Origin of the sequence: Amycolatopsis sp. NPDC005232, assembly GCF_040607795.1 — a bacterium.
Classification (GTDB): Bacteria; Actinomycetota; Actinomycetes; order Mycobacteriales; family Pseudonocardiaceae; genus Amycolatopsis.
The window spans coordinates 68,954-86,523 of record NZ_JBEXHL010000017.1 but is presented as its reverse complement, the minus strand read 5'-3'; the positions used below and the strand labels follow the sequence as shown (position 1 = coordinate 86,523).

17 protein-coding genes are annotated in these 17,570 nt (G+C 72.0%); 11 read left to right on the top strand and 6 right to left on the bottom strand.

Annotated features, from left to right (window positions below; all coding sequences use genetic code 11):
* The first annotated feature begins 299 nt into the window (after positions 1-299).
* The 5 genes from ABZU76_RS29695 to ABZU76_RS29675 are packed head-to-tail and all read left to right on the top strand — an operon-like array spanning position 300 to position 4,769.
* Positions 300-1,463, top strand: coding sequence for an FAD-dependent oxidoreductase (locus ABZU76_RS29695; RefSeq protein ID WP_354875205.1), 1,164 nt, complete (start codon positions 300-302; stop codon positions 1,461-1,463).
* Complete coding sequence (locus tag ABZU76_RS29690; protein ID WP_220239015.1) at positions 1,460-1,738, top strand: (2Fe-2S)-binding protein; 279 nt, start codon at positions 1,460-1,462, stop codon at positions 1,736-1,738. The genes ABZU76_RS29695 and ABZU76_RS29690 overlap by 4 nt, the downstream gene beginning before the upstream one ends.
* On the top strand, positions 1,722-3,101 hold the full coding sequence (locus ABZU76_RS29685; RefSeq protein WP_354875203.1) for an FAD/NAD(P)-binding oxidoreductase: 1,380 nt from the start codon (positions 1,722-1,724) through the stop codon (positions 3,099-3,101). Before ABZU76_RS29690 ends, ABZU76_RS29685 begins: the two co-directional genes overlap by 17 nt.
* Positions 3,094-4,359, top strand: a complete 1,266-nt coding sequence (locus ABZU76_RS29680; RefSeq protein WP_354875201.1) for an aconitase X catalytic domain-containing protein — start codon at positions 3,094-3,096, stop codon at positions 4,357-4,359. Before ABZU76_RS29685 ends, ABZU76_RS29680 begins: the two co-directional genes overlap by 8 nt.
* Positions 4,347-4,769 (top strand): DUF126 domain-containing protein, encoded by a 423-nt coding sequence (locus ABZU76_RS29675; protein WP_354875199.1) that lies wholly within the window; start codon positions 4,347-4,349, stop codon positions 4,767-4,769. The genes ABZU76_RS29680 and ABZU76_RS29675 overlap by 13 nt, the downstream gene beginning before the upstream one ends.
* A gap of 18 nt (positions 4,770-4,787) precedes the next feature.
* Here ABZU76_RS29675 and ABZU76_RS29670 read toward each other — a convergent pair whose 3' ends face one another.
* The 4 genes from ABZU76_RS29670 to ABZU76_RS29655 all read right to left on the bottom strand — a co-directional run bounded on the left by ABZU76_RS29670 (position 4,788) and on the right by ABZU76_RS29655 (position 9,427).
* Positions 4,788-5,633: a helix-turn-helix transcriptional regulator gene (locus ABZU76_RS29670; RefSeq protein WP_354875197.1), complete on the bottom strand. Its 846-nt coding sequence runs from the start codon at positions 5,631-5,633 to the stop codon at positions 4,788-4,790.
* A 10-nt stretch (positions 5,634-5,643) separates the two neighbouring features.
* Positions 5,644-6,624: a zinc-binding dehydrogenase gene (locus ABZU76_RS29665; protein WP_354875195.1), complete on the bottom strand. Its 981-nt coding sequence runs from the start codon at positions 6,622-6,624 to the stop codon at positions 5,644-5,646.
* A 141-nt stretch (positions 6,625-6,765) separates the two neighbouring features.
* The gene (locus ABZU76_RS29660; RefSeq protein ID WP_354875193.1) at positions 6,766-7,992 is read right to left on the bottom strand and encodes an amidohydrolase family protein; all 1,227 of its coding nucleotides are present in this window, start codon (positions 7,990-7,992) and stop codon (positions 6,766-6,768) included.
* A gap of 28 nt (positions 7,993-8,020) precedes the next feature.
* The gene (locus ABZU76_RS29655; RefSeq protein ID WP_354875191.1) at positions 8,021-9,427 is read right to left on the bottom strand and encodes an MFS transporter; all 1,407 of its coding nucleotides are present in this window, start codon (positions 9,425-9,427) and stop codon (positions 8,021-8,023) included.
* Positions 9,428-9,563: 136 nt separating this feature from the next.
* On the opposite strand from ABZU76_RS29655, the gene ABZU76_RS29650 reads away from it, so the two are divergent.
* Genes ABZU76_RS29650 through ABZU76_RS29635 form a run of 4 tightly spaced genes read left to right on the top strand, consistent with a single transcriptional unit; the run spans position 9,564 to position 13,041 of the window.
* A complete protein-coding gene (locus ABZU76_RS29650) occupies positions 9,564-10,472 on the top strand; it encodes a dihydrodipicolinate synthase family protein (protein WP_354875189.1) in 909 nt (302 codons plus the stop codon).
* A gap of 3 nt (positions 10,473-10,475) precedes the next feature.
* Positions 10,476-11,477 carry a proline racemase family protein gene (locus tag ABZU76_RS29645; RefSeq protein WP_354875187.1) on the top strand — a complete coding sequence of 334 codons (1,002 nt, stop codon included), beginning with the start codon at positions 10,476-10,478 and terminating at the stop codon, positions 11,475-11,477.
* A complete protein-coding gene (locus ABZU76_RS29640; RefSeq protein ID WP_354875185.1) occupies positions 11,474-12,370 on the top strand; it encodes an ornithine cyclodeaminase family protein in 897 nt (298 codons plus the stop codon). The genes ABZU76_RS29645 and ABZU76_RS29640 overlap by 4 nt, the downstream gene beginning before the upstream one ends.
* The gene (locus ABZU76_RS29635; protein WP_354875183.1) at positions 12,367-13,041 is read left to right on the top strand and encodes a GntR family transcriptional regulator; all 675 of its coding nucleotides are present in this window, start codon (positions 12,367-12,369) and stop codon (positions 13,039-13,041) included. The genes ABZU76_RS29640 and ABZU76_RS29635 overlap by 4 nt, the downstream gene beginning before the upstream one ends.
* Before the next feature lie 8 nt (positions 13,042-13,049).
* Here the strand turns inward: ABZU76_RS29635 and ABZU76_RS29630 are convergent, their stop codons facing one another.
* Together ABZU76_RS29630 and ABZU76_RS29625 are read right to left on the bottom strand one after the other, a co-directional pair.
* Complete coding sequence (locus ABZU76_RS29630) at positions 13,050-13,520, bottom strand: hypothetical protein (RefSeq protein WP_354875181.1); 471 nt, start codon at positions 13,518-13,520, stop codon at positions 13,050-13,052.
* Between the two features lie 152 nt (positions 13,521-13,672).
* The gene (locus ABZU76_RS29625; RefSeq protein WP_354875179.1) at positions 13,673-14,569 is read right to left on the bottom strand and encodes an oxaloacetate decarboxylase; all 897 of its coding nucleotides are present in this window, start codon (positions 14,567-14,569) and stop codon (positions 13,673-13,675) included.
* Between the two features lie 103 nt (positions 14,570-14,672).
* Between ABZU76_RS29625 and ABZU76_RS29620 the strand changes: the two genes are divergently transcribed.
* Both ABZU76_RS29620 and ABZU76_RS29615 read left to right on the top strand, forming a co-directional pair.
* Positions 14,673-15,380 carry a GntR family transcriptional regulator gene (locus tag ABZU76_RS29620; protein WP_354875177.1) on the top strand — a complete coding sequence of 236 codons (708 nt, stop codon included), beginning with the start codon at positions 14,673-14,675 and terminating at the stop codon, positions 15,378-15,380.
* Positions 15,381-15,504: 124 nt separating this feature from the next.
* A complete protein-coding gene (locus ABZU76_RS29615) occupies positions 15,505-17,568 on the top strand; it encodes a hydantoinase/oxoprolinase family protein (RefSeq protein WP_354875175.1) in 2,064 nt (687 codons plus the stop codon).
* Positions 17,569-17,570: the final 2 nt, after the last annotated feature.

The following is a 17,570-nucleotide window of genomic DNA, read 5'->3' as shown; positions in this document are numbered from 1 at the left end:
GACGGCGTCCCGTGTTTCATTGTGGGCCGTGGTGTTCGGCCTTGAGGTGGCGATCGATGCGGCGCAGGATGGCGGAGACGTCGGCGAGTTCTTCGTTCGTCATCGGTGCCATCGCTGCGACGATCGGCCGCCAGCAGGCGTGGGACTCCTCGGAGACCTGGGATGCGCCGTACTGCGCTGAGGCGGCGCCAGATGGGGTGCGTTGAGCGCGACCAACGGTGCATCTGGGCGCCCGGCGCGACTGGCCGGCGTGGGGAACCGCACGTCCTGGCATTGTGCAATGTGACATACTACTGGCCATGGTGGCGACGGGAAGGTCCCCCGACGTGGTCGTCGTGGGCGCCGGAGTGGTCGGGGCGGCGTGCGCTTACTACTGCGCGGCCGCGGGCCTGCGCGTCGCGGTGCTCGACCGCGGCGGTGTCGCCGGCGGGACGACCAGCGGCGGCGAGGGCAACATCCTCGTGTCGGACAAGGAGCTCGGGCCGGAGCTCGACCTGGCGCTGCTGTCGATCCGGCTGTGGGCCCGGCTGGGGGAGGAGTTCGGGCCCGCTTCGCTGGAGCTGGAACACAAGGGTGGCGTGGTCGTGGCGCAGTCCGCGGACGCCGCCCGGGGCTTGGCGGAGCTGGCGGCGGAGCAGCGCGCGCGGGGTGTCTCGGTCGACGACCTGACACCGGCCGAGGTCGCCGAGCTGGAGCCGAACCTGACGCCGGACGTCGCTTCCGGCGCGTATTACCCGCAGGACAAGCAGGTGCAGCCGATGCTCGCGGCCGCTTCGCTTCTGCGTCAAGCGCGTCGGCTCGGCGCCGAGCTGCACCCGGGGGTCGAGGTCCGGGCGTTCCGGCGCCGGGCCGATGGTTCGGTCGGCGGGGTGCTCACGTCGGCCGGCGAGTTCTCCGCGCCGTGGGTGGTGAACGCCGCGGGCACGTGGGGCGGGGACGTCTCGAAGCTCGCGGGTGCCCCGATTCCGGTGCTGCCGCGGCGCGGGTTCGTGCTGGTCACCGAACCGCTGCCGCGCGTGATCCGGCACAAGGTCTACACGGCCGACTACGTCGCCAACGTCTCGAGTGGCGACGCCGGGCTGGAAACTTCGGTGGTCGTCGAGGGCACGCAGGCCGGCACGGTGCTCATCGGTGCGAGCCGCGAACGCGTCGGCTTCGACCGGCAGTTCTCGCTGCCCGTGGTGCGCAAGCTGGCGGCACAGGCGATCGGTGTTTTCCCTTTCCTCGCCGACGTTTCCCTGCTGCGCAGCTACCTCGGCTTCCGGCCGTACTGCCCGGACCACCTCCCGGTGATCGGCGAGGACCCGCGGCTGCCGGGATTGGTGCACGCGTGCGGTCACGAAGGGGCGGGCATCGGTTTGGCCGCGGCGACAGGGCACCTGATCGCGCAGGTGGCCACAGGTGTGAAGCCGGAGCTGGACTTGACGCCGTTCCGGGCGGACCGGTTCGAGGAGGTCGCGTGAGCGAGCGCGTGAAGTTTTCCTTCCGGGGCCAGGAGATCGTGGCGGAAGCCGGGCAGAGCGTGGGCGCCGCGTTGATCGCCGCAGGCCACCGGTCCTGGCGGACGACGCGCCGCGATGGCGCGCCGCGCGGGGTGTTCTGCGGGATCGGCGTGTGTTTCGACTGCCTGGTCGTGGTGAACGGCAAGCCGGGGCGGCGCGCGTGCCTGACCGAGGTGCTGCCGGGTGACGTCATCGAACCGCAGGAAGGAGCGGGCCGTGGTGAGCTTTCCTGCTGAGGCGGCGGAGATCACGGTACTCGGGGCCGGCCCGGCCGGGCTCGCCGCGGCGGTGACAGCCGCGTCGGCCGGCGCGCGAGTGACGCTGGTCGACACCGGCGCGCGCGTGGGCGGGCAGTTCTGGCGCCACCGCGAAGGCGACGAAGGCGTGGGCCACCACGACTGGCCGACGCTCGTGCGGCTGCGCGCGGGACTGTCCCGAGTGGACGTCCGGACGCGGCACGCGATCTGGCACGTCGAGCGCACGGACGGCGGCTTCACGGTGCACACCGACCGCGGTGAGGTCTCCTGCCGCACGGTGATCGTGGCGACGGGCGCGTACGACCGGCAGGTGCCGTTTCCCGGCTGGACGCTGCCAGGCGTCTACACCGCCGGTGGCGTGCAGGCGCTGCTCAAGGGCCACGGCGTGCGCGCGGGGAGCCGGGTCGTGGTGGCGGGGACGGGTCCGTTCCTGCTGCCCGTCGCCGCCGGGCTGGTCGAGGCGGGCGCCGAGGTGGCGGGGGTGTTCGAGGCCGGTTCGCCCGCCGGGTTCGCCCGGTCACCGCTGGCCGTGCTGGCCAACGCCGGAAAGCTCGCCGAAGGCGCCGGGTACCTGAAAACACTGCTGCGCCAACGGGTTCCGTACCTCATGCGCACCGCGGTCGTCGCCGCCCAGGGCACGGACGGGGTCGAGAGCGTGACGGTCGCTTCGCTCGATCGGCAGTGGCGGATCGTGGCGGGCAGCGAGCGGACGGTCGCGTGCGACACCGTCGCCGTCGGCTACGGCTTCACGCCCCAGCTGGAGCTCCCGTTGCAACTGGGCTGCGAAACCCGCCTCGGCGCGGACGGCAGTCTCGTCGCCGTCGCGGACGACCAGCAGCGCGCCACCACGCCTCGTGTCTACCTCGCCGGTGAGGTTTGCGGAGTCGGCGGCTCCGCACTGTCGCTGGTGGAGGGTGAGCTGGCCGGTCTGCACGCGGCACTCACCACGGTGGGTGCCGAGCCGAACCGGGACATCGTCGCGCGCTTGTTGCGGCAGCGAAAGTCGCTGCGCGCCTTCGCCAACGCGATGCACGCGGCCCACCCCGTGCGACCCGGATGGCAGACGTGGCTCGACTCCGAGACGCAGGTCTGCCGGTGCGAAGAGGTGTCCGTCGGCACTGTTCGCAGCGCGGTCGAGGACTTGGGCGCCACGGACGCGCGGACGGTCAAGCTGCTCGCCCGGCCGGGGATGGGTCTGTGCCAGGGCCGAGTCTGCGGCTACGCGACGGCCTGCCTCGTCGCCGCCGAATGCGGCCGTGAACCGACGGCCGCCGACCTCGCCGGGGTCGCGGCGCGGCCGATCGCGCAGCCCGTGACGCTCGGGGACCTCGCGCGTGGCTGACCTCGAACTGTCCGAAGAGGACAACGCGATGCTCGCCGGTGAGCACGGCGAGGCGGCGAAACTGTGCCTGCGCATGGTCATCGCGCTCGCGCAGGTCCGGGGCGCCACCCGGCTGCTGACGGTCGAGTCCGCCCACGTCGACGGCTGCCTCTACCACGGCCAGGCCGGCCTGGACTTCGTCGAACGGCTCGGAGAGCTCGGCGGCCGTGTCGCCGTGCCGACCACGCTCAACGTCGGCTCCCTCGACCTGCGCCATCCCGACCTCGTGCACGCCGATGCCGAAACGACCGCCAACGCACGCCGCCTGATGGCGGGTTACACCGCGCTGGGCTGCGAGCCGACGTGGACCTGCGCGCCGTACCAGCTCACGCACCGGCCGGCGTTCGGCACACACGTGGCGTGGGCGGAGTCCAACGCGATCGTGTTCGCCAACTCCGTGCTCGGCGCCCGCACCGACCGCTACGGCGATTTCCTCGACATCGGCGCCGCCATCACCGGCCGCGTGCCCGACGCGGGCCTGCACCGGGACGACAACCGCCGCGCGACGATCCGGCTCGATTGCGCGGCCCTGTCCTGGCGGCTGCTGGGCGAGGACGCGGCGTGGGGCGTGCTCGGCCACCTCGCGGGCCGGCTCGCGGGCAGCGGGGTACCCGTGTTGACCGGCGTGCCCGCGACCGTGACGGAGGATCAGCTGAAGGCGTTCGGCGCCGCCGCGGCGTCGAGCGGGGGAGTGGGGCTGTTCCACGTCGTCGGTGTGACGCCGGAGGCGCCGGATCTCGCGGCCGTCGCGTCGCCGGACCTCGTGACGCACGGGGTGGACGCGGACCAGGTGCGCGCCATCCGAGACGAGCTGACCACCGCCCACGGCACGGACCTCGACGCGCTGTGCCTGGGCACGCCGCACTTCTCGCTCACGGAGTTCGAGCGCCTGGCCGCTCTGCTCGCCGACGGCGGGCCGTTCCACCACGACGTGCGCGCCTACGTGACCACAAGCCGGGCCGTGCTCGCGGAGGCCGATCGGCTCGGTTACGCGGAAACCGTGCGCTCCGCCGGGGCCCGGATTGTCGTCGACACCTGCACCTACATCACGCCGATCCTCGACGCCGGCCTGCGCACGGCGATGACGAACTCCGGCAAATGGGCGTGGTACGCGCCCGGCAACATCGGCGTGGACGTGGCCCTCGGCTCGCTCGCCGAATGCGTCGCGTCGGCGCGGGCCGGCCGGATCGTGCGGGACGAGGCGCTGTGGGCGAGCTGACCGGACGCACCGTGTTCCCCGGCGAAGCCACCGGCGAGCCGCTCGTGCTCGACGCGCCCCTGTCGTTCTGGGGCGGCACGGACCTGTCCGGCCGCATCGTCGACGAACACCACCCCCAGCGCGGCGCCACCCTCACCGGCCGCGTCGTGGTGCTGCCGCGGGCGCGTGGCTCCAGTTCCTCGTCGTCGGTCCTGGCCGAGCAGATCCGCAGCGGCACCGCGCCCGCCGCCCTCGTCCTCACCGAACCCGACGCCATCCTCATGCTCGGCGCCTGGGTCGCCGCCGAACTGTACGACCTGCGGTTGCCGATCGTCGTTCTCACCGGGCCCGACTACGCGCGGCTCGCGGCCTGCCGTGGTGCGGTGGAAGTCAGCGCGGGCCCGGAATCCGCGACGATCCGCCTCGGCTGACGGCTGGGCCGAACGCGTTCAGGCATCCGCGATGGACGCCGCGCGGAGGTGACGCACCGCGGCTTCCGACGCCGAGCCCGGTTCCGCTGTGTAGAGCGTGAGGAACTGGTCCGCGTCGTCCAGCACACCGAGCAGCTCGTACGCCAGGGTGAACCGGCCCGCCACCGGATGGTTGAAGCTCTTCGCTCCGTGGGTGTGCTGGTGCACGTCGTGGTCGGCCCACCGGTCGCGGAAGTCCTCGCTCGCGGCCGACAGGTCCGCGACCAGGTCCGCCAGCAGCGGGTCGGCGGGGTAACGGCCCTGGTAGAGGCGCAGGTGCGCGACGGCCTCGGTCGCGCTGCCCGCCCAGTCCACCAGCACGCCGCGCGCCGCCGGGTCGGTGAAGAGAAATCGCACCATGTTGCGCGACGGTCCGGGCAGGGCTTCCCAGTCCGTGTACAGCGCGCGGGCCGGCCGGTTCGCGGCGAGCACGTCCATCCGGCGGCCGAGGACCATCGCCGGGAGCGGCTCGTGGGCATCGAGGATCCGGTGCACCGACGGCCGCACCCGCTGGGGCGGAACCGAGCGCCGCGCCGGGCTGGTGCTCCCGGGGCGCACCAGCGCGAACAGGTGCGCCCGCTCCGTGGCGTTCAGCCGCAGCGCGCGGGCCACCGCGTCGAGCACCGAATCGGACGGGTTGATCCGGCGGCCGCGCTCCAGCCGCACGTAGTAGTCCACGTTCACCCCGGCCAGCCGCGCGACCTCCTCGCGCCGCAGGCCGGGGACGCGGCGAACGCCGGCACCCGGACCCAGCCCGGCCTCGGCCGGGGTGACCCGGGCGCGGCGCGAGCGCAGGAACTCGCTCAGCTCGTCGTCCCGCTCCATGCGCCCGAGCCTAGAGCGAAGCGAGAACCAGCCGCCCGCTTACCTCGCGGGCGTCGATCCGCCGGTGCGCTTCGCGGGCCTCGGCGAACGGCAGCGTCGTCACGGGCAGGCTGATCTTCCCCTCGGTGAACAGTGGCAGCACCGCCCGCGCCGCAGGCACGGCCGGTGAGGTGTCGGCGGCCAGGTAGCCGCCCACGTTGAACCCGACGACGCCGATGTTGCCGCCCCACACCGCGTTCGAGTCGAGCGCTGCGCCGTGCTCGCCGCCCGCGTTGCCGACCGCGAGCAGCCGGCCCATCGGTGCGAGCATGCCGACCGAGGCCCGCCGCACGTCGCCGCCCACCGGATCGACGATCACGGTGAACCGCTCGTCTCCCAGCGCCTCGGTGAATTCATCGGAGAGGACCACCCGGTCGAACCCGAGCGCGAGCGCCGCGTCGATTTGCTCGGCCCGGCGCACGGTGCCGACCACCTCGTTCGCCCCGAGCAGCCGCGCCACCTCGGGGTAGACCGACGACAGTCCGCCGAGCGCGCCGTGCACCAGCACCTTGCCGCCGACCGGCGGGCGCACCGCCTCGGTGAGGGACAGGTACGCAGTAACCGTGTTCGCGAACCCTGCGACGGCCTGTTCGCGGCTCACACCCGTGCCCGTCAGCGGCACCACCAGGTCGGCGGGCGCGACGGTGACCTCCGCGTATCCGCCCATCCGCGGCAGGGTCAGCGTCGCCACCTCGTCGCCGACGGCGAACCGCTCGACGCCCGGGCCCACGGCGCGCACGGTGCCGGCCACCTCGAGCCCGGGCACCACCGGCGGTCGTGGCGCGTAGTCGTAGTCGGCCAGTTCGCCGCGGCGGATGATCGCATCGACGAGCCCGACGGCCGAGTGGGACACGGTGATACTGAGTTCACCAGGCCCCGGGGCGGGCTCGGGGACCTCGGCCGGCTCGATGACGCCGGGGTCGCCGTACGCGGTGATGAACATGGCCTTCATGGGTGCGTTCCTCCTGGTGTGGCTGCGATCCACGACCGAGGCTAACGACGCGCGAGGCCCGATCCGGCGCCCAGAGGGGACCTGTCAGGCCCCCTCTGGCCCGGAATTCCACGGCCAGGGGACCAGGCCGGAACACCGTCGTCACCGCCGGACGCACACCACCCCGTCCTGCACCACGGCCGCGAGCCCGGTCGACGGGTTCGCCAGCACGTCGAGGTCCTCCAACGGGTTCGCCCGCGCGAGCACGACGTCACCCCGGGCGCCGGGCGCGAGCGTGCCCACGGTGCCGACCTGGCGCAGCAGCTCGGCCGCGACCGTGGTGGCCGAGCGCAGCACCGCGGCCGGCTTCTGCACCTTGGCGCGCAACGAGAACTCCTCCGACTGCCGTGCCTGCATCGCGCCAAGCAGGTCGCTGCCGTAGGCGATGCGGACACCGGCGGAGTCGGCGAGCTGCAACGCCTGATAGCCGTTTTCCGTCACCCGCACGACCTTTTCGTACTGCTCCGCCGTGAAACCGAGTTCGCGGCTCTGCTCCAGCAAGGCCTGGTAGGTGATCAGCGTGGGCACGTAGAACGCGTCGTGGGCGAGGAACAGGTCGATCGACGTCGCGTCGAGGAGGTTGCCGTGTTCGATCGTGCGGACGCCGAGGCGCAGCCCGCGGTTCACGGCGTCGGCGGTGTAGGCGTGGCCCGCCGTGTAGAGGTTCGCCGCGGCCGCCTCCTCGACGATCGCGGTCACCTCCTCGTCGGAGAACTGAAGGGAATCCACCCGGTCGGTCGGGCTCGCGCAGCCGCCGGACAGCATGATCTTCAGGTGGTACGCGCCGCGGCGGATCTCGTCGCGCGCGGCGCGGCGCACCTCGTCGACGCCGTCGCACACCCGGCCGAGCACCGGGATCGCGTAGTGCTGGTCGTGCACGTCGCGCCCCGCCGGCCGCAGGTCGCCGTGCCCGCCGGTCTGGGACAGGGCCTTGCCGCCGAAGAAGATCCGCGGACCGGCGAACAGGCCTTCGGCCACGGCGGCGGCGATCCCGAAGTCCGCGCCCCCGACATCGCGGACGCTCGTGAATCCGCGCGCCAGCATGTCCTTCAGCAGGTGCGATGCCTGCGCGGCCACGTACGCGGGCGACTCGTCGGCCACTGTACCGAGCGCCGCGCTCACGGCGTTCACGTGCACGTGGCAGTCGATGAGCCCCGGCACGGCGAACAGCCCCGTGCCGTCCAGTTCGCCGGCCTCGACCGGACCGCCGGGATCGGCTTCGACGGCCGTGATCCGGCCGCCGGTGATCCGGACGACCTGCTCGCCGGTCACCTGCTCGGACTCGGGATCGACGACACTGACCTGCCGGACGCTGAGGTCGGCGGACATGCGGGCACCTCCAGAGGGTTCGCGGGGTTCAGCCACGTCCGATCGTCTCCTGCCCGATCGTTTCGAGCGAGCGGCCGGTGGTGCGCTGGCCGAACACGGCCACTACCCCGGCGCCGATCACGAGCAGGACCAGCAGCATGGTGAACACGCCGCCGAACCCGACGTTGCTGTAGGAGAAACCGATCACGATCGGGGCGATGATGCCGCCGATCCGGCCGACCGCCGACGCGACGCCGAGGCCGGTGGTGCGGATCATCGTCGGATAGATCTCGGACGTGTAGGAGTACTCGAGCGCCGCGTTGCCGTTCATGAAGAACGACAACACGATGCCCCAGATCAGGATCTGCGTGCTGTTGCCCGCGAAGGCCAGCCCCAGCGCGCCGAGCGCACCGCCCGCCAGGTAGATCACGATCGTCCACTTGCGCTCGATGCGCTCGCTCACGAACGCGGCCGAGTAGTAGCCGGGGATCTGCGCGAGGTAGATGAGGATGGAGAACAGGAAGCTCTTCGAGATGTCGAAGCCCTGCTTGACCAGCAGCGAGGGGATCCAGGTGAAGAAGCCGTAGTAGGTGAAGATGGCGACGAACCAGTAGACCCACGACGTGATCGTGGTCTTGCGCAGCCCGGTCGACACCAGCGCGCGCAGGTTCGACCGGATCGTGCCCGAGGACACCTGCACGTCTTCGTCCTGTGTGGACGGTACCGGGGGCGGCAGCGGGCCGACGCGGGCGCTCACCTGGCGCTCGATGTCGGAGACCACCAGCTCGGCCTCTGCGACCCGGCCGTGGACGTGCAGGAACCGCGGCGACTCCGGCAGCGAGCGGCGCCACCACAGCAGCATCACGATCGGCACGGCCGTGAGCACCTGGACCCAGCGCCAGCCGTGGGGCACGTCGCTGACCACGAAGTAACCGAGCAGGCTCGCGAACACGTAGCCGAACGCGAAGAACCCGGCCAGGGAACCGATGTAGCGCCCGCGCACGCGCGAGGGCACGAACTCCGACAGGTAGGGCGCGATGATCGCGCTCTCCGCCCCGGTGCCCATGCCCGCCACGACGCGCGCGACGAACAGCACCGCGAAGTTCGGCGCGGCGGCCGCGACGAGGCTCGCGGCCGCGTAGAGGATGAGCGCGCTGACCATCACCGCGCGCCGGCCGATCTTGTCGCCGAGCACCCCGGCGCCGAACGCGCCGAAGAGGAATCCGATCAGCAGGCTGCTGCCCAGGATGCCGGTGGCTCCGCTGGACAGGCCCCATTCGGCGGTGACGGAGGGGAGGATGAAGGCGACGATCGCGCCGTCCATCGCGTCGAAGGTGTAGCCGAGGCCGCCCGCGAAGAGCAGCTTGTAGTGGAACCGGGAGATCGGCAGGCGTTCGAGCCGGGCCGCCAGCACGTGCGACGTGAGCTTCGGGGGCGCGCCGGTCGTCTCTGACATGGAGCCTCCCACAATGGGGGACGAGGTCAGGCCACTGTACAATGTCACATGACACATGGCACGATGAATTCCGACCGAGTTTCGGGCTCGGCTCCGGTCGACGGCGCTGAGTAACATCGACTTCGTGGAGGGCTTGATGACGGGGCGCGAAAAGCCGTGGCACGGCGTGCTGGTGGCGGCGGCACTCCCCTTGCGGGAGACCGAACCGGGTGCGCTGACGGTCGATTTCGACGCGTACGCCGAGCACGTCGCGTGGCTGGCGGAGAGCGGTTGTGACGGGGTCACGCCCAACGGTTCGCTGGGGGAGTACCAGACACTGAGCGTCGAAGAGCGCACGCGCGTGGTCCGCACGGCGGTCGAAGCGGCGCCCGAGGGGTTCACGGTGATGCCGGGTGTCGCGGCGTACGGCGCGACGGAAGCGCGGCGCTGGGCCGAGAGCGCGGCGGAGGCGGGCTGCCCCGCGGTGATGCTGCTGCCGCCCAACTCCTACCGGGCCGACGAGCGAGCGGTGGTCGAGCACTACCGCGAGGTCGCGAAGGCGGGCGTGCCGATCGTCGCGTACAACAACCCGTTCGACACCAAGGTCGACCTCGTGCCGGAGCTGCTGGCCGAGCTGCACGCCGAGGGCCTGATCGTGGGCGTGAAGGAGTTCTCGGGCGACGTGCGGCGGCCGTACCGGATCGCCGAGCTGGCACCGGAGCTCGACGTGCTGTGCGGCGCCGACGACGTACTGCTGGAGCTGGCGATCGCCGGTGCGCCCGGCTGGGTCGCGGGTTACCCCAACGCGTTCCCGAAGGCCACCAGCGAGCTGTGGGCCGCCGCGTCGGCCGGCGACCTGGACAAGGCCGTTCCGCTCTACCGGCTGCTGCACCCGTTGCTGCGCTGGGATTCGCTCACGGAGTTCGTGCAGGCGATCAAGCTGAGCATGGACATCGCGGGCCGCTACGGCGGGCCGTGCCGTCTGCCGCGGGTGCCGCTCACGCCCGAGCAGGAGAAGGCCGTCCGCCAGGCCACCGAACGAGCGCTCGAGGAAGGGCTTTCCTAGACCATGCGCGCCAAGCGGCTGTTCCACGCGGTCGACTCCCACACCGAGGGGATGCCGACCCGCGTGATCACGGGTGGGGTCGGCGTCGTGCCGGGTGCCACGATGTTCGAGCGACGGCAGTACTTCGTCGAGCACCTCGACCACATCCGGCAGCTGCTGATGAACGAGCCGCGCGGGCATTCGGCGATGAGCGGCGCGATCTTGCAGCCGCCGACGCGTCCGGACGCCGATTGGGGCGTGCTGTTCATCGAGGTGTCGGGCTGTCTGCCGATGTGCGGGCACGGCACCATCGGCGTCGCGACGGTGCTGGTCGAGACGGGCATGGTCGAGGTCGTCGAGCCGGTCACCACGATCCGGCTCGACACCCCGGCCGGGCTCGTCATCGCCGAGGTCGCGGTCGAGGACGGCGCGGCGCGGTCGGTGACGATCCGCAACGTGCCGTCGTTCTCGGTCGGCCTCGACCGCAAGGTGGCCGTGCCGGGGCTCGGCCAGGTGCGCTACGACCTGGCGTTCGGCGGCAACTTCTACGCGATCGTCGAGCTCGAGGAGCTCGGACTTCCCTTCGATCGCGCGGAGAAGCAGAAGCTGCTTGACGCGGGACTGTCCATCATGCACGCGATCAACTCCCAGAATCTGCCCGTGCACCCGGAGAACCCCGCGATTTCCGGGTGTCACCACGTGTATCTCGCCGCGCCCGGTTCCGACGCGCGGGTTTCGCGCCACGCCATGGCCATCCACCCGGGCTGGTTCGACCGTTCGCCGTGCGGCACCGGCACGAGCGCGCGGATGGCTCAGCTGCACGCACGCGGCGAGCTGGCGCTGCACACCGACTTCCGCAACGAGTCGTTCATCGGCACGCACTTCATCGGCCGGCTCGTGGAGGAGACGACGGTGGGCACGGTGGACGCCGTCGTCCCGACCATCACCGGCCGGGCGTGGCTCACCGGTACGGCGCAGTACTTCCTCGACCCCGACGACCCGTTCCCGGCGGGGTTCGAACTGTGATCGAGGTACTGGCCGCGCGGCCGTCGATGCCCGCGGCGATCGCGGCGTTGCGTGCCGCGTTGGCCGACGGCCTCGACCCTTCGGCGGACCCGGCCCGGGCCGTCGTTCCGGTGCCGAGCGGGCAGTTCCTGCTGATGCCGGCGTTCTGGGGATCGTTCGCCGGGGTGAAGGTGGCGACGGTCGCGCCCGGGAACCCCGCCCGTGACCTGCCGCGGATCCAGGGCGAGTACCTGCTGCTGGACGGGGCGACGTTGACGCCGCTGGCCTTGCTCGACGGGGTCGCGGTGACGTCTGTGCGGACGGCGGCGGTGTCGGCGCTGGCCGTGGACTGCCTGGCGGCGCCGGACGCGTCGCGGCTGGTGGTGTTCGGGACCGGACCGCAGGCGGCGAGCCACCTCGAGGCGCTGCGGGAGGTCCGGCCGGTGCGCGACGTCGTGGTGGTGGGGCGTTCTGCCGCGCGCACTGAGGCTTTCGCGTCGGCTTGGGGCGCGCGGGTCGGCACCGCGGCGGACGTGGCTTCGGCGGACCTGGTGGCGTGCTGCACTACCTCGTCGACGCCCTTGTTCGACGGCGCCTTGGTTCCGGACGGGGCGACGGTGGTGGCGGTCGGTTCGCACGAACCGCACATCCGCGAGGTCGATGCCGGGCTGATGGGCCGCGCCACGGTGGTCGTCGAAGCGGTGGACACCGCCCTGCGCGAGGCCGGTGACGTCGTCCTGGCGGTTTCCGAAGGGACACTGGCGCCGGACGCGCTGGTGCCGCTGTCCGATGTGGTCCGCGGGGCGGTGCTGCCCGCGCCGGGGCCCCGGCTGTTCAAGAGCGTGGGAATGGCGTGGGAGGATCTGGTGGTCGCCGCCACCACCTACGAGGCCGCCCGGGGAGAGTCACGTTGACCAGCCAGGAGCACCTCACGCTGACGCTGCCCACCTTCGGCGTCCAGCGGAACCTGCGCGACCAGATCACGCAGACGCTGCGCGCCGCCGTCATCTCCGGCGAGCTGCGCCCCGGCGTGGTGTACTCCGCGCCCAGCCTCGCCACGCAGTTCGGCGTCTCCGCGACGCCCGTGCGCGAAGCCATGCTCGACCTCGTCAAAGAGGGCTTGATCGACACGGTGCGCAACAAGGGTTTCCGTGTCACCGAACCGTCCGAAAAGGACCTCGATGACCTCAGTGAGCTGCGTGCCCTCATCGAGGTGCCCACTGTCCGCCGCCTCGCCGAGACGGGCGTCGATCCCGCGGTGATCGCCGAGCTGCGCCCGCTGGCCACCGGCATCGAACACGCGGCCGCTGCGCACGACCTCATCGCCCACGTCGCCACGGACATGCAGTTCCACCTGCGCCTGCTCGAACAGGCGGGCAACCCGCACCTCGTCGAGACCGTCCGCTCCCTGCGCTCCCGCTCCCGCATCTACGGCCTCCGCAGCCTCGCCGACCGCGACGAGCTCGTCCCTTCCTCCCACGAACACGCGGAACTCCTGGACCTCATCGAAGCCCGCGACGCGGACGGCGCGGAAGCCTTGATGAGAAACCACATCCGGCATGTGCGGGGGATTTGGGCCGAGTAGCGCCGGACTCAGTACCGCCAGGTGATGGCGTCGCCGCAGCCGGGGTAGCCCGCCTTGGTCGCCGCCGCGCCGAGGTCGGTCCTTGCGCCGTCCACCGCTGCCTTGAACCCTGCGAGGTTCATCGCGATGACCATGTCGCTCCCGGGCCCCGGGGGCGCGCCGGTGCCCGTCAACGGGTCCTGCCACGCCTTGCGGTCGTCGCGCAGGGTTGCGTTCAAGTGCTGCCAGGCCGCCCGGAACGCGGCGTCGGCGCCGGCGTCACCGAAGGCCTGGTCCGCCTTGGCCGCGGCGTCGATCTGCCGGTCGAGCCGGGGCACGATCTCCTTCGCACCGTCGTCGCCGGCGACCTCCGGCAGCGCGTTCACGACGTCCTTGACGTCGGCACACGCGTCGTTCGTCTTGTCCTGCGGCGAAGCACAACCGCTCAGCCCCAGTGCCAATGCCAGCGCCGCTCCGCCCGCCGCGATGAGTCGCCTCACTCCGGTCCTCCCTGGTTCGTGTGGCGACGAACGCTAACCCGGTGCGCACGGGACCGGTCCCGAGCCGACACGCGGACGGGCACGCCGGCGCGGTGCCCGAGCAGGAGGACCGGCCGAGCCCGGCAAGCCCGGTCACCGCACGGAAACCCCGATCACTCCCCGGAAAACCGCTGCTCCAGCTCATTCACCTCAGGCAGCCCGATGAGCGTCGTGAACTCGTCGAACGTCGGCACGCCCGGCAGGGCGGCCGTGGGGGTGCCGTCGCGGTGGATGACGTCCAGCAGGGAGCGGATGCCCGCCGTCGCGGCGAGCAGGGTGCCGATCGGGTAGAGCACGAGGGAGAAACCGAGTTCCGTGATGCGCGAGAGCGGCAGCGGCGGCGTCCGGCCGCCTTCGGCCCAGTTGAACACCAGGGGCGCGACGCCGCGCAGTTCCGTGGCCACGCGCTCGATGCTCTCCTCGCTCGTCGGCGCCTCCACGAACAGCACGTCGGCGCCCGCGTCGGCGTAGGCCTTGGCTCGGCCGAGGGCGTCGTCGAGACCGTGGACGGCGGCGGCGTCCGTGCGGGCGATGAGGACGAAGTCCGGGTCGCGCCGGGCGGCGGCGGCCGCGGCGATCTTGCCGACCATCTCCTCGCGCGAGATCACGGCCTTGCCCGACATGTGGCCGCACTTCTTCGGCATCACCTGGTCTTCGAGGTGGATCGCCGCGACGCCGGCCTGTTCATACGCCCGGACGGTGCGCACCACGTTGATGGCGTTGCCGTAGCCGGTGTCGGCGTCCGCGATCACGGGCACGTCGACCGCCGAGACGATGCGCGTCGCGTTGTCGATCATCTCCGCGGCGGAGAGCAGGCCCACGTCCGGGCGTCCGATGAGCGACGCGGTGGTGCCGAAGCCCGTCATGTAGACGACGTCGAACCCGGCCTGCTCCACCAGCCGGGCCGAAAGCGCGTCGTACGCCCCGGGCGCGACCAGCGGCGGGCCAGCGGCCAGCAGCTCGCGCAGGCGCTTGCGCGGGGTTCCGGCGATACCGAGCAGATTTCCCACAGAATTCCTCCTTGTATACATCCACTGCGAAAATACGCCCCACGCCTTGCGAACGACAAGACGTCGGCCTAGATTGCACACAATCTGAGAGACAGGGTGACGGGTGACACAAACAGCGACCTCAACCACGCGCGCGGTGGACGCCCTGCGCGAGCTCATCCTGCGAGGCGAATTCCCGGCCGGTTCGCGGCTCGGCGAGGTCGAGCTGGCCGTCCGGCTCGGCGTGAGCCGGACCCCGGTCCGCGAGGCCCTGACCCGCCTCGCAGCCGAAGGACTCGTGGAGCTCGTCCCCAACCGCGGGGCCCGCGTGAGTCAGTGGAGCGTCGAAGAGCTGGAAGGGATCTTCGACCTGCGCACGCAGCTGGAACCCCAGCTCACCGCGCTCGCCTCCCCGAACGCGAGCGACGCGGACCTCGCGGCGCTCGACGAGCTCGCCGCGCGCATGGTCGAGGTCGGACACCCCGGACCCGGGCAGGACCTCGACGCGCTGGTGCCCCTCAACCGCGAGTTCCACGCCAAGCTCGTGGCGCTCGCCGGGCACCCGGCGCTCGCCGGAGCGCTCGCGACCGCCGTCCACGCGCCGGTCGTGCTGCGCAACTTCCACACCTACGACGAACAGTCCCTGCGGCGCAGCCTCGCGCACCACGTCGAGATCGTCGCCGCTCTGCGCGCCGGCGACCCCGAGTGGGCGCGGGCCGTGATGACCGCCCACATCCGCAACGCCCGCGCGGTCATGATCCGCGCCGCTGAATTGTCTGCCCCGGCTCCGCCGGAGCGTGCGAGATCGCCGAGAAGCCGGCGTCTCGACTGAACGGTCTGATCGGCCGGGGCCGATCGGACCGCCCAGTCGAGACGCCGGCGCGATCTCGCGCTGTGGTCGCTCACATCCGCAACCCCCGCTCCGCGATGGCGCGGGCGGCCGATGAGGAGAAGATATGACTTACCGGCTAGGCGTTGATGTCGGCGGCACGTTTACCGACGTGCTGCTGGTCGAGGAGACGACCGGCGGCACCTGGCGGGCGAAGACCCCGTCCACCCCCGCGGACCAGTCGGTCGGCGTCCGCAACGGCATCGCGAAGGTGTGCGCCGACGCGGGCATCGCGCTGAGCGAGGTCGCGCAGGTGCTGCACGGCACGACCGTGGCGACCAACGCCATCCTCGAAGGCAAGGGTGCCCGCGTGGGGCTCGTGACCACGCGCGGGTTCCGCCAGGTGTTGCAGATCGCGCGCTCCTACGTCCCGGGCGGGCTCGCCGGCTGGATCATCTGGCCGAAGCCGGAACCCTTGGCGGCGCTGGAGAACACCGTCGAGGTCGACGAGCGCATCGCCAGCGACGGCGCGGTGATCCGCGAGCTCGACGAGGCCGACGTGCGGGCCCAGCTGGAGAAGCTGCGCGGCCGCGGCATCCAGGCGCTCGCCGTGTCGCTGATCAACTCCTTCGCCGACTCCGCGCACGAACGCCGCGTGGAAGAGATCGCCGCCGAAGTGCTGCCCGGCGTGCCGGTCTCGTTGTCTTCGGACGTGCTGCCCGAGCTGCGCGAGTACGAGCGCACGGTCACCACCGTCGCCAACGGCTACGTGCAGCCGCAGGTGAAGAAGTACGTCGAGACGCTGGCCAGTGAGCTCGCCGGCAGCGGCGTGGCCGGTGAGCTGGCCATCCTGCGCAGCGACGGTGGCCTTTCGGGGGCCGACGCCGCCGTCGCCGCCCCTGTGACGATGCTGCTGTCCGGCCCCGCCGGCGGCGTGACCGGCGCGGTGTGGGTGGCCGAGCAGTGCGGCCACCGCGACCTGATCACGTTCGACATGGGCGGCACGTCCACCGACGTCGCGCTCGTGCAGGACCTCAACCCGCGCATCGGCCGCGAGACGCAGGTCGGTGACCTCACCGTGCGGGCGTCCAGTGTGGACGTTCGCACGGTCGGCGCCGGCGGCGGGTCCATCGCCCACGTACCGGAACTGACGAAGGCGCTGCGCGTCGGCCCGCAGTCGGCGGGTGCCGACCCCGGCCCCGCCGCGTACGGCAAGGGCGGCACGGAGCCGACGGTGACCGACGCCAACGTGGTCCTCGGCTACCTGCCCGCGCAGCTGGCCGGCGGCGAGATCACGCTCGACGTCGAAGCCGCCCGCACGGCCGTCGCCAAGGTGGCCGGCGCGATGGGCCTGCCGAGCGTCGAGGCCGCGGCGGCCGGGATCATCGACATCGTCAACGAGAACATGCTCGGTGGCCTGCGGCTCGTCTCGGTGCAGCAGGGCTTCGACCCGCGCGACTTCGCGCTCGTCGCGTTCGGCGGCGCGGGTCCCTTGCACGCCAACGCCCTCGGCAAGCTCACCGGCGCGTGGCCCGTGATCGTGCCGCCGTCACCCGGCGTGCTGTGCGCGCTGGGCGACGCGACCACGAGCCTGCGGGACGTGTCGGCCCGCACCGTGCTGCGCCGCTTCGCCGACCTCACCGGCGCGGAGCTCGTGCAGATCCTGCGCGAGCTGGGTCACGAGGCCGGTGGCCGGCTCGTGGAGCAGGGGCTCGACCGCGCCGACCAGACGCTCGGTTTCCAGGTCGACGTGCGCTACCACGGCCAGGGTTTCGAGATCCCGGTCGAGGTCGACCCGGCGTCGCTGGACACCCCCGACGCCGCGCTCGACCTGCTGGCCAAGCACTTCGACGCCGAGCACGACCGGCTGTTCTCGTTCCTGCTCAACGTGGACCACGAGCTGGTCAACGCCCGCGCCACCGTCACCGGCCCGCGCCCGTCGGTGGCGGCCGTGACGCTGGCCGAGGGCACCGGCGACCCGGTGGCCGCACTGGTGGACACGCACCCGATCCACGTGTCGGGCAAACAGCTCGACGCGAAGGTCTACGACCGCGCGAAGCTCCTGGCCGGTGACGTCGTCGCCGGGCCCGCGATCGTGACCGAAATGGACTCCACGACCCTCGTGCTGCCCGAGCACGCCGCCACCGTGCACGCGTCGGGCAGCCTGCTGATCACCCCGCTGGAGGGCTGAAC